We start from the raw sequence: 12,184 nt of genomic DNA on the forward strand, positions 1-12,184 counted from the left end.
ATGCCTCCTATTTTAGTTTGTTAAGAAATATACAGTATCAAGTTTTACGTCTTTAATAACTTCTACTATATCCTCTTTTTTTACCTTCGCTATACTATCTATTATTTCTTGTACTGTTGAATTAGTTTTACCCATACTTTGTGCAAAGTAAAAATCAGACATTCCTCCTATTCCATCACTTAATGACTTCATTGAATTTATTAAAGAACTTTTACTATTATCTAATTCTTCTTGAGTTATATCCCCTTCTTTTAAACTTTCTAATTGTTTTTTAACCAATTCTACTGTTTTTTCATAGTTTTGTGTTTCTATTCCTGATGATATAAATAATATTCCTTTATATTTTTCAACTGATGAATATATATAATAACATAAACTTTCTTTTTCTCTTATATTTATGAACATTTTAGAGTGAGGTCCTCCGCCTAAAACACTACACCCTACTACTAACGCATAGTACTTATCTATATCCATATAATCTATATTACTTCTATATCCCATCACTAATTTTCCTTGAGTTATATCCATTTTTTCTTCTATTACTTTTGCTTCTTTTATTTCTTTTGAGTATTCTTCTCTAGGAATGTTTATAATTCTATCTCTTTTAAATACAAAATTTTCACTTATTATATCTGAAACTTCTTTTTCATCAAAATCACCTTCTACAACTATATCTATAGGAGATGTTGTTAGTATTTCTTTATAGTGATTGTATAAATCTTGACAAGTTATAGAATCTATTTCATCTTCATAACCATATTCACTTATGCTAAATAGTTCATCCTCGCACATTTCTTCAAAGCATCTTTCAAGAGCATATCTTCCCTTGTCATTTATTTTTGCTTGTATCCTATCTTTTAAATTTTTCTTTTCTATATCAACATATTCTTGCTTAAATCCTTCATCTACTACTAACGGATTATTAACTATATCATTAAAGAATTCTATAACATCTTTGAATATTTTTTCATCTAAGTATTTATCATTTGTACTTATGATTTTAAAACTTAAAACTTGACGCTCTCCTCTTTTACTTATATCACAGCCTATAGACGAGCCATAAAGTTCATCCAATTTATTAGATATTTCTCTAACACTTTGGTATTTTTCACTTCCACTAGTTATTACAGTTGGTAATAATGCATTTTTTGTTGCTTCACTTTTGTCTAATAGTCTTTGTATATAAATACTAACAAGATTAGACTTAAATTTTGTCGCTGGTATTAATGTTAAATTAATATTATCAGCTAAACTTATTTTCTTTATGCCTTCCATGTTAACCTCCTATTTTGCTAATCAATGATATCCTTGTAAAAATTTCATCTACTAGTACATCATATTTTTTTTCTGGATTTATATAGTAAAATTTAGTATTTCCAATGTCAAGTTCACTAAGTATACTTTCAACTAAATGTTTTGTGTACATAGTATCTATTGTACAAGTTGGTAAAACTATATACAAACTATCAATTCCATATTCTAGCAATTCTTCTCCTGATTTTATTATATCTTTTTTATTATTTTCTAAAAGGGGTAATTTTATTTGAATCTCATTATTTTTTTCTTCTTGCAATATGTAGTCTCTTATCTTCTCTCTAAATAATATATCTTGTTCTAGATCATTTTTATTTTTTAAACCTACTAAAAGCACCCCAGTATCCTTATTATATGCCTTTGCATTTTTTAATATTTCATCTTTGTAAAACATTGCTAAATTATTAGATTTATAAAAAGTTTCTAACATATCTATTTGTTTTAAATTATATGTACTTAAATTTAATTTTTCATATCTTTGCTTAAATATATTAAAGTCTTTTCCTTCTGTCATAAATAATGGACAAAAAATCACCTTTTTATATCCTCTAGACACTATATCTTCTAAACTATTTTCAAAATATGGAGTTGAATACATATACGAATTTACAACTTTATAATTACTACCTAATTTACTTCTTAATTGTTGTGAAATATATTCTGCTTCTTCTTTAAAATTACTTGAACCTAGTTTATTATAATATGTTTTATAATCATATAAATTCTTTATCCCTGTAAGGTATGATTTTATCCCTTTTTTATAATAAACATCTGTAGCCCTTTCTTTTAAATTATAGTTTTTACTTTCTCCTTCAGACACTAATAAAATAACAGTCTCTTCTTTTTCTTTATCAGGTAAAATATCTTTAAATTCTATATGATTTCTTAACCCAGATATAACTACGATATTTACTCCAATAAAAGAAATAATAATAGCATAAGGTATATATTTATATTCTTTAGCTATTATTATTTCCTTATATAATAATACTGTAGCTAATATTATAAATATATTTTCCATATATCCATTAAATATAAAACTTAAAAATATGCATACACATAAAATCGTTGAATTTAACATAAAATCAACCTCACTACAAAGTATAGTTTACATCTCTTATATATATGATGTATAATCAGTATGTATGTCTACAATCGTTACTTGTAAATTTATAAAGTTAAGTTATTCAAATTAATTGATATCTTAATAGTTTGTTTAAATTTATAATATAAATATCGCAAAAGAGAGGAAGATTAAATTATGAAATTAGGTATAGTTGGTTTACCAAATGTAGGTAAAAGTACACTGTTTAATGCTATAACTCAAGCAGGTGCTGAGTCTGCAAACTACCCTTTCTGTACAATAGAACCAAATGTTGGTGTGGTTGCTGTTCCAGATGAAAGATTAGATAAATTAAAAGAATTATATAATTCTAAAAAAATAGTTCCTACTGCAATAGAATTCTGTGACATAGCAGGATTAGTTAGAGGTGCTTCTAAAGGAGAAGGTCTTGGAAATAAATTCCTATCTCATATAAGAGAAGTTGATGCAATAGTTCACGTTGTTAGATGCTTTGAAGATCCTAATGTCGTTCACGTTGATGGTTCTGTAGATCCTTTAAGAGATATTGAAACTATAAACTTAGAATTAATTTTCTCTGATATAGAAATATTAGAAAGAAGAATACAAAAAAGTCAAAAAGCTGCTAAAGCAGATAAATCTTTAGCTTCTGAACTTGAGTTCTTAAAAGAAATATTAGCTACTTTAGAAGATAGTAAATGTGTTAGAACTATGGATTTTACAGAAGACCAACAAACATTTGTTGATTCATTAAACTTACTTACTTCTAAACCTGTAATATACGCTACAAACGTATGTGAAGATGATTTAGCTGATGAAGCTGAAAATAATGAATTAGTTAATAGAGTTAGAGAATATGCTTCTACTGAGAGCGCTGAGGTCGTAGTTGTATGTGCTCAAATAGAAGCTGAAATATCTGAACTTGAATCTGAAGAAGAAAAGAAAGAGTTTTTAGAAACTTTAGGTCTTGAACAATCAGGATTAGATAAATTAATAAAATCTTCTTATGCATTACTTGGTCTTGTATCTTACTTAACTGCTGGTCCTCAAGAAGTTAGAGCTTGGACTATAAAAGTTGGTACTAAAGCCCCAGCTGCTGGTGGTAAGATTCACTCTGATATAGAAAGAGGATTCATAAGAGCAGAAACTATTGCCTTTAATGACCTAGTACACGTTGGTACTATGGCTGCTGCTAAAGAAAAAGGGCTAGTTAAACTTGAAGGTAAAGAATATATAGTTAAAGACGGAGATGTTATATTATTCAGATTTAATGTATAGAATTGATAATAATAAAAGGGTACATTCCAAGCCATAAGTGCTTGAAAATGTACCCTTTTTTATTTTTTTCCTATGCAAACAGTGTTTTTTCCTTCTCGGCTAATACTTTTTTAGCTGCATTTAATGCTATCTCTTTTTCACTAAATGGTATTCTTTCACCTTTTATTAACTGATATGTCTCATGACCTTTTCCTGCAAAAATTATCATATCTCCTTCTTTTGCATTTTCTATTGCCATTTCTACTGCCTTTTTTCTATCTGGCTCTACTATATATTCACAATCTGATCCTTCAAATGATTTTGCTATATCATTTATTACATTCATTGGGTCTTCAAAATCAGGATTATCTGATGTTAATATTGCTAAATCACATTCTTTTGATGCTACATCCCCTAACTCTTTTCTTCTAAGTTCTGTTCTTCCTCCAACTGAACCAAATAGACAAATTAATCTCTTAGGATTATATTTCTTTAAAGTTAATAATATACTTTGTAAACTAATTCCATTATGAGCATAATCTACTATTACAGTTGCATATGGAAGTAACGGTAATACCTCTACTCTTCCGTTTACTTTTGCACTTTTTAGTGCGTTTATCATTATATCTTGGTCTACTTTTAAATATCTACATACCGATATAACTGCTAATGCATTGTATATACTAAATGTTCCTGGTGAACATATATAGCAAGGAAATTCTCCATTTTTTATACCACAGTTAAAGCTCACACCTAATGAATCTATCTCTTTTGAATAAACTATATCTTTTGCCATTATGTCACTTTCTTTTTCTATAGAAAATGTTTCTATATCACAAGTAGCATTCTTTATAACATATTCTGAATATTCATCGTCTGCATTTACTATTCCATGTTTAGCTAATTTAAACAATTTAGTCTTGCAATCTAGATAATGCTCAAACGTTGGATGTTCTTTTGGTCCTATATGGTCTGGTGATATATTTGAAAATATAGCTACATCAAAATCTACATCTTTAACTCTATCCATCATTATTCCACCTGATGAAACCTCCATAGATATACATTTAACACCACTATCTAGCATTGTTCTAAATATTCTATGAAGTTCATAACTCTCAGGAGTTGTATTAACTGTTTTTTCACTTATGCCATTGTAAAATGTTCCATTTGTTCCTATAACACCAGTATTAAATCCAGCTGCATTCAATACTTCACTCACATAGTTTGTTATCGTAGTTTTCCCTTTTGTTCCCGTAACACCTATAACTTTAAGTTCTTTAGATGGATTTTCAAAATAATTAGCTGAAGCTTTTGATAACGCAACTCTACTATCTTCTACAAATAATTTTATTGCATCTTCTTTAAGAATAATATCATGCTGAAGAATAAATACTCTACATCCTCTTTCATAAGCATTTTGGGCATATTTATGACCATCAACTGTTTCTCCTTTTATTGCAACAAATATATATCCTTCTTCACATTTTAAAGAATTATATGCTATATCTTTAATTTCTATATCATTTATCTCATTAAAAGAATTATTATAAGTAAATTCTATTCCATCCATTATCTTTAGTAATTTCATACTAGGTCCTCCTATTGTTATTTAGAAAATGAGCTGCCTAAAAATGTAAATATTCATTTCAAGACAGCCTCATTTATTTTTGCTTATATTTTAACTTTTTTACCACAAGATTCTATCGTTCTTATAGCTAACACTTCTAACGAGTCTATATAAAACTCGTTGTCTAAGTTATTATCATTTTTTAAAATAGATAATTCTGTACATCCCAGTATTGCTCCATCACATTCATTATCTTTCAAATGCGATATTACATCTTTAAACTTATCCATGTTTGCGCTTTTTCCACTTTTGATATCTTTATAAATTATGTCCATAATATATTGTTGTCTATTTTCATCTAATACTAAAAACTCAATTCCATACTTCTTACACATATTTTGATACAGACTAGTTTTAACATTCCCTGTAGTAGCTAATATTCCTAATTTTTTATGTCCATCTTTTTTAGCACTTTTAATAGTTTCCTCTATTATATTTATAACTGGTATATTTACACTTTCTTTTATTTCATCATAAAAATAATGTGCTGTATTACAAGTTATAACCAAAAAATCAGTTCCATAATCCTCTAATTTTTTAGCATCTTTTTTAAGAATATCTATAGGATTTTTATCAGATTTACCTATTATATAATCTGTCCTATCTGGAGTAGTCGCTCTATTTGCTATTATCATATCTATATGATCTTGATCAATTTTAGCATCTGTTAATCTTACTACCATATCATAAAAATAAACCGTAGCCATAGGTCCTAGTCCACCTATTACCCCAACTGTTTTACTAGTTTCCATAATTATATCACCAATCTATTTGCAATATTTTTTAAACTTTCTCATTTGGTTTATACTATATAAGAATATATACCATCTTCTTTTAAAGTTTCCTTTTAAGTCTGCTTTATATCCAAATGAAGTTGCACTCTTTCCTTCTTGAACTAATTTTTTTGCTTTATTAACTAATTCTTGGTCTTTGACATAGTTATAAACTACATTATTTGGTATAACATGCCAGAAGAAAGGTTCTTTTTGAATCTTCAAACCTAATTCCTTGTTGTAAACTCTATCTTCAACTACATATTTAGCTATATTATTTCCTGAAGAAGTTACATAGTAGTTACTTCTACCTTGTCTTAAATTTATTTCAAATACTTTATATTTATTATCTCTAATATCAAATTTTATATCAAAGTTAGAGAAACCTGTATAATTTATGCTCTCTAAAAATGCTTTAAATTTTTCCATTAATTCTTGGTCATATTCTGTTATTATAGCAGCATGATTTCCTATTCCTTTTGGAGTATGTTCTTCTAATAAAACATGTCCTAGACACATCATTTTAACTTTACCATGTTGATCAGAATAACAAGTTAAAACTCTCATCTTAGAGTCATCACCTGGTATAAAGTCTTGTATAATTAAACTCTTATCATATTTACCTTCATATATATCTTTAGTTATTTGCTTGAATTCTTCTTCATTATGAGCTACATAAGCTTTTTTCATACCTTCAAATGGAAATTGCCAATATAAAACACTATCAGATGGTTTAACTATAACTGGATAGTTAAATCCAAAATCTTTAATTTCTTCACCCTTTGAATATATAAATGTCTTTGGATAATCTAATCCTTTTTCTTCACACATTTGATAGAATAATTCTTTTTCTATTAATTTATTCTTTAATTCACTATCTATATAAGGTACTATATATTTTTTTGAAAGTATATCTCTATGATCGATTATCAATTCTGCATATTCATCTGTACATCCCATTATTATTAATTTCTTATTAGGAGCAGCTAATTCATCTGCAGTTTTTAATAATACTTCAATAAATTCTTTTTCTTCTGTTATTCTTGGGTCAATTCTAAAGTCTATTATATTACTATCTTTAGTTGCTCCTAATGCATATCTACCAAATGCTATAGATTTCACTCCATACGCTTCATGGTATGCTCTTGCAACACTATAACAATTTATATCTCCACCAACCAATACTGGTTGAATCACTATATCACTCACTTTTCCCACCTCATAATATTAATTTCACTGCTGTTCATTGAACAATTTTAATTCATTTAATACTCGTTAATTATACTTTATTTTACTTACTATGTCAAAAAACTAGTTTTTTGTGTTGACATTCTTTTTTGACCTTTTATGTACTTATAAAAAAAAGATCGCTGAATAATCAACGACCTTTTTCTTTACTAATTTATATTATTTACTTGTTATTCTTGTCCCTTTTTCTCTTTCATCTTGTTCCACTATTTTTTTCAATTTTTCTTCTAATTCTTCTCTTGATAATTCCACATCTTCTTTACCTGTTACTTTTGCTTTATTATTTTTCTCATCTTGTTGTGCCATTATTTTTCTCAATTTTGCTTCTAACTCTTCTTTTGGTAATTTCAAATCATCTACTGATAATCCCATCTCTTTCATTGAAGGTATTTCAGCTTTAGCAAAATCACAAGTACATGGACAATCATTACAGAATATATCTTCTACTTGGAATATTGCTGCAAAAGTATCTATAGTGTGTGGATTAATTGTAAAATCCTCTCCTGGGAAATATACATAGAAACATAATGGACGATCTGGACAAACTATAGGTTGTAATCCATAAGCAAATATAAGCCATATAGGGAAATTTAAGCAATAATAGTTACCATCAACTGGATAATAAAAACATCCGCTCATCCAAATATCGTATCCACTACATGGTGGACACCAGTCCATTAATTTTAATCTAATTCCACCTATATCTGTTACAGTTATACAGTCACTTACTGTTGTATCTTCTGGACATTCTCCCATATTACCATAAGTCAACGTAAATGCATAATCTCCGCCTTTACTTAATATACCATCTTCTACCTCACAACATTTATAAGAAAATACTTTAGCTAATTTTTCAATTGCTGCTGTACATGATTGTTTACTTGGATCACTTACGCTTTCAGGAACCATAAGTGTATTTATTATTGAAGCCATATTAAAAACCTCTCCTTGAATTTATATTAAAGTTAAACATAATTAATTTTAACTTTAATATACTATATGAATTTTTATTAAAAAGTTCTACTATTTTTGATATATTTCTAAATAATATCTCTACATTCTTATTAATGTATATTTTTTTATTTTTAGATAATATAAAATTACATTAAACAAAAAGATCGTTGAATAGTCAACGACCTTTATGTTTAATAAAATATTTAATTTATTATTCTATTTCCATTATTTTTCTCAATTTTGCTTCTAGCTCTTCTCTTGATAATTTCAAATCTTCTTCTGATAATCCCATTTCTTCCACTGATGATTTACCACCGCCACCACAAGTACATGGACAATCATTACAGAATATATCTTCTACTTGGAATATCGCTGCAAAAGTATCTATAGTATGTGGACTAATTCTAATAGGTGTACTTGGGAAATACACATAGAAATATAATGGATGATCTGGACAAACTACAGTTTCTAAACCAAGCAAATCTACAAACCATATAGGTAAAATTGTACAATAATATTTACCATCAGTTGGATAATAAAAACATCCTCTCATCCAAATATTATATCCACTACATGGTGGGCACCAATCCATTAATTTTAATCTAATTCCGCCAATACCTGTTACAGTTATAGCATCCTTTATTACTGTATATTTTGGACATTCTCCCATATTACCATAAGTTAACGTAAATGCATAATCTCCGCCTTTACTTAATATACCATCTTCTACCTCACAGCATTTATAAGAAAATATTTTAGCTAATTTTTCAATTGATGATATACATGATTGTTTACTTGGATCACTTATACTTTCAAGAACATTAAGTGTATTTGTTATTGAAGCCATATGAAAAACCTCTCCTTGATTGTATATTAAAGTTAAATATTCTAATATTAACTTTAATATACTCTATGAAGATACATGAAAAAATGCTACTATTTTTTATTTATTTCCAAATAATATCTCTACATTATTATTAATGTCTTTCTTATTTTTATTTTTAGATAATATAAAATCACATTGTAATTCAAACTCTCTTATATTTTGCTTATTTTCTAAATCCCAAATTTCTAAATTTGATTTATGCTCTACATTTTTATTTATTTCTAATCCATTTATTTTTATATTTTTAAGTTCAAAAACATCATTTAACATATCATTTTTAATAATAATTCTAATTGTATTAAAGTCAAATTCTCTATTAATAAAATATTGTCTCATATAAGTTTGACCGTATGATGATTTAATTTCTATCCATAATTTACCTGAGTCAATGTTTTCAGAAATAAAGCATAGTTTAACTTTATTTTTACCTTCACTCCACTTAAAATCTAACGTATTGTTTAAATACTTATCACCATAGTTTATCCATATTTGCGATCCTGGACTTTCATTTCTAAAATCATTAAACATAACTGATCCATATTCAAAAAATACTGAATTTTTGTTTTTGTCTAACTTACATACTTCTATATTATTTTCTTGTTTATTAGATTCGTCAATATAATCTTGATTAGAGATATATTCAATGCCTTCTATATAATTTTCAATATTATTACTTGTACCCCTATTATACTTGCCCATAATTATATTATCTTTCATATCGTCTATTAATTTTTCTGTACCTTGTGAGTCAATATCTTCGGTAGCTTCTACTATGGAAACAATGTCTCCAAAACGTATAGAACCTCTATATTTTCTTTTTTCAGACATAATCCTCCCCCTCATATCTTTATAACTTCTGCTGATATATTATATGATTTAAACTTTTTATAAGTTCTTTAAATTCCTTTAATCTACTTAAAATAAAAATAGCCAGCTGAAATTTTTCAGCTAGCCATATTTATACTTTATCTAAAGTGAGTACTTTATAATCTCATCTTTAACTATATCTACATCGGTACTTTGCTTTGAAATAGACTATTTTTAAATTATATTTCTTTTATTAAACCCTTTTTATATGCTAATAAAAGCAATTTTAAACCATCTATCTCTTCTTGTATTTTTATACCAGCATCTGTATCTCTTACTCTTTTTCTTTTTGCTGTATGTTCTACAACTACAGTAGTTGATAATATATCTGTCTCATTAGCTATACTTTCTTCTGCAGAAGTAAATGGTTCATGAGATACTAATTGTAATGTTTTAGAATTATATATTAATGTATATCCTGCTATACCAGTTTTGTTTTGGTAAGCTCTTGAGAAACCTCCATCTATAACAATTATCTTACCATTTCCTTTTACAGGACTTTCTCCTTTTTTACTTTCCACTGGAACGTGTCCATTTATAATACGACACTCATTAGCATCCAAATTAAATTCTTTAAATATTTCTATACACATATTTTCATCTTCTCTAAAATTAAAATATGGATTTTTATTTTCCTTATGAGTTTCTTTCTCTTCTATAAAATATCGTTCAAAAGTAGTCATATCATCTTTACCAAATAATGAAGAGCATTTCCCCGTCCACATATACCACATTATATCCATTCCATATTGTTTTTGATATGTGTCTTCTACAAAGAAATATCCTTCTCTTGCTAAATACTCCATTTTATCCATAAGCATTTTACCTTTATACTTAGTACCTTGTATATTCATAGACATAAATGTACCATCTTTTTCAAGAGGTACACATCCATGGAATAATAAGTTAGAATTTGATTCTAAATATATGCTACCCTTTGAGAATAAAAAGGAAACATGCTTTTGTAGCCTTTCACTTCCTTTAAATGATAAGACTAACTTTTCAACTACATTTAATTCTCCCTCTGTAAGCTTATATGGATTTTTAGAATCTATTGTCGGGAAATTAGTATCTTTTAATTTGTATTTTTTACCTTTTAAATTTATAGTTCCATCTTCATAATTTATTTTATCTAATAAAAGTCTATGATTCATTTCAAACTCAGGTCTTCTATTTATTATTTCACCTTCAAGCTTAAACTGAATTATACTTATTGCCTTATGCATTTTTGACATTAGTGTTTTTTCTCTAATTGATACCTCTTGATCACTTACTTTGGGCATAAAAGACTTACAAGGATCATCTTTATATGTTTCAAGTGCAAAAGTTGCAAGCGGTAATACATTTATACCATAAAAATCCTCTATTATATCAAGATTTGCATATCTAGCTGATATTCTAAGAGCATTAGCTATACAAGTCTTTTCACCAGCTGCGGCTCCCATCCATAATATATCATGATTTCCCCACTGAATATCAACACAGTGATGTTCCATTAGTGTATCCATTATAATATCAGGTCTAGGACCTCTATCATAAATATCTCCAATTATATGCAGCCTATCTACTACTAATTTCTGAATAACCTTCGATATTGCTATTATAAAGTCTCTTGACCTACCTATTTCTATAATTGTTTCTACTATACTCTTAAAGTACTCTTGCTTATGCATACTATTTTCATCTGTATGTAAAAGCTCTTCTATTATATATCTAAAGTCTTCTGGTAATAATTTTCTTACCTTAGATCTTGTATATTTACGTGATGCATATCTACAAAGATCTACTAGTCTATAAATATTAATTCTATAAAAATCATCTATATTTTTCTCTTGTTTAATTATTAAATCTAATTTTTTATCTGGATAATATACTAAAGTTGCTAATGCTTTTTTCTCATTTTCTCTCATATTATTAGCAAATAATTCTTCTATTTTTCTTTTAATTACGCCTGAACCATTTTTTAACACATGAACAAATGGTTCATATTCACCATGTATATCTGAGATAAAATGTTCTGTCCCTTTTGGAAGATTCATTATTGCTTCTAAATTTATAATTTCAGCACTTGCTTTAGATATACTTGAATACTGTTTTGACAATAGTCTTAAGTATTTAATTTGGCTTTCCAAGTAATCATCTGTTATTGTAGATAAATTTTCCATCACTACTCC

The 12,184-nt window shown here is 27.3% G+C and carries 10 protein-coding genes; 1 reads left to right on the forward strand and 9 read right to left on the reverse strand.

Annotated elements, in window-relative coordinates; translation table 11 throughout:
* Positions 1–12: 12 nt before the first annotated feature.
* Together yfmF and CHF27_RS01780 are read right to left on the reverse strand one after the other, a co-directional pair.
* Positions 13–1,275, reverse strand: a complete 1,263-nt coding sequence (gene yfmF, locus CHF27_RS01775) for an EF-P 5-aminopentanol modification-associated protein YfmF (protein ID WP_095404689.1) — start codon at positions 1,273–1,275, stop codon at positions 13–15.
* 1 nt (position 1,276) lies between these two features.
* A complete protein-coding gene (locus tag CHF27_RS01780; RefSeq protein ID WP_095404688.1) occupies positions 1,277–2,395 on the reverse strand; it encodes a hypothetical protein in 1,119 nt (372 codons plus the stop codon).
* A gap of 180 nt (positions 2,396–2,575) precedes the next feature.
* Here CHF27_RS01780 and ychF point away from each other — a divergent pair, with 180 nt between their 5' ends.
* Positions 2,576–3,673 carry a redox-regulated ATPase YchF gene (ychF, locus tag CHF27_RS01785; RefSeq protein WP_095404687.1) on the forward strand — a complete coding sequence of 366 codons (1,098 nt, stop codon included), beginning with the start codon at positions 2,576–2,578 and terminating at the stop codon, positions 3,671–3,673.
* 70 nt (positions 3,674–3,743) lie between these two features.
* Here the strand turns inward: ychF and CHF27_RS01790 are convergent, their stop codons facing one another.
* From CHF27_RS01790 to CHF27_RS01820, 7 genes are all read right to left on the reverse strand, one after another.
* Positions 3,744–5,243, reverse strand: a complete 1,500-nt coding sequence (locus tag CHF27_RS01790; RefSeq protein ID WP_095404686.1) for a UDP-N-acetylmuramoyl-L-alanyl-D-glutamate--2,6-diaminopimelate ligase — start codon at positions 5,241–5,243, stop codon at positions 3,744–3,746.
* A gap of 83 nt (positions 5,244–5,326) precedes the next feature.
* Positions 5,327–6,034, reverse strand: a complete 708-nt coding sequence (cuyB, locus tag CHF27_RS01795) for a cysteate racemase (RefSeq protein WP_095404685.1) — start codon at positions 6,032–6,034, stop codon at positions 5,327–5,329.
* A gap of 15 nt (positions 6,035–6,049) precedes the next feature.
* Entirely contained in the window at positions 6,050–7,264 is a 1,215-nt protein-coding gene (locus tag CHF27_RS01800; protein WP_095404684.1) for a carboxylate--amine ligase, read from the reverse strand.
* 198 nt (positions 7,265–7,462) lie between these two features.
* Positions 7,463–8,236 carry a coiled-coil domain-containing protein gene (locus CHF27_RS01805; RefSeq protein ID WP_095404683.1) on the reverse strand — a complete coding sequence of 258 codons (774 nt, stop codon included), beginning with the start codon at positions 8,234–8,236 and terminating at the stop codon, positions 7,463–7,465.
* A gap of 232 nt (positions 8,237–8,468) precedes the next feature.
* Positions 8,469–9,104 (reverse strand): hypothetical protein, encoded by a 636-nt coding sequence (locus CHF27_RS01810; RefSeq protein WP_095404682.1) that lies wholly within the window; start codon positions 9,102–9,104, stop codon positions 8,469–8,471.
* Between the two features lie 96 nt (positions 9,105–9,200).
* Positions 9,201–9,971 (reverse strand): hypothetical protein, encoded by a 771-nt coding sequence (locus CHF27_RS01815; protein WP_095404681.1) that lies wholly within the window; start codon positions 9,969–9,971, stop codon positions 9,201–9,203.
* Between the two features lie 218 nt (positions 9,972–10,189).
* Entirely contained in the window at positions 10,190–12,175 is a 1,986-nt protein-coding gene (locus CHF27_RS01820) for a fructose-1,6-bisphosphatase (protein WP_095404680.1), read from the reverse strand.
* Positions 12,176–12,184: the final 9 nt, after the last annotated feature.

This window comes from Romboutsia maritimum, from assembly GCF_002251085.2.
Lineage (GTDB): Bacteria > Bacillota > Clostridia > Peptostreptococcales > Peptostreptococcaceae > Romboutsia_B > Romboutsia_B maritimum.

Bases quoted from the DNA above. Each gene is read 5' to 3' on its own strand.
- yfmF (WP_095404689.1), bottom strand. From the start codon at position 1,275: ATGGAAGGCATAAAGAAAATAAGTTTAGCTGATAATATTAATTTAACA.
- CHF27_RS01780 (WP_095404688.1), bottom strand. From the start codon at position 2,395: ATGTTAAATTCAACGATTTTATGTGTATGCATATTTTTAAGTTTTATA.
- ychF (WP_095404687.1), top strand. From the start codon at position 2,576: ATGAAATTAGGTATAGTTGGTTTACCAAATGTAGGTAAAAGTACACTG.
- CHF27_RS01790 (WP_095404686.1), bottom strand. From the start codon at position 5,243: ATGAAATTACTAAAGATAATGGATGGAATAGAATTTACTTATAATAAT.
- cuyB (WP_095404685.1), bottom strand. From the start codon at position 6,034: ATGGAAACTAGTAAAACAGTTGGGGTAATAGGTGGACTAGGACCTATG.
- CHF27_RS01805 (WP_095404683.1), bottom strand. From the start codon at position 8,236: ATGGCTTCAATAATAAATACACTTATGGTTCCTGAAAGCGTAAGTGAT.
- CHF27_RS01810 (WP_095404682.1), bottom strand. From the start codon at position 9,104: ATGGCTTCAATAACAAATACACTTAATGTTCTTGAAAGTATAAGTGAT.
- CHF27_RS01815 (WP_095404681.1), bottom strand. From the start codon at position 9,971: ATGTCTGAAAAAAGAAAATATAGAGGTTCTATACGTTTTGGAGACATT.
- CHF27_RS01820 (WP_095404680.1), bottom strand. From the start codon at position 12,175: ATGGAAAATTTATCTACAATAACAGATGATTACTTGGAAAGCCAAATT.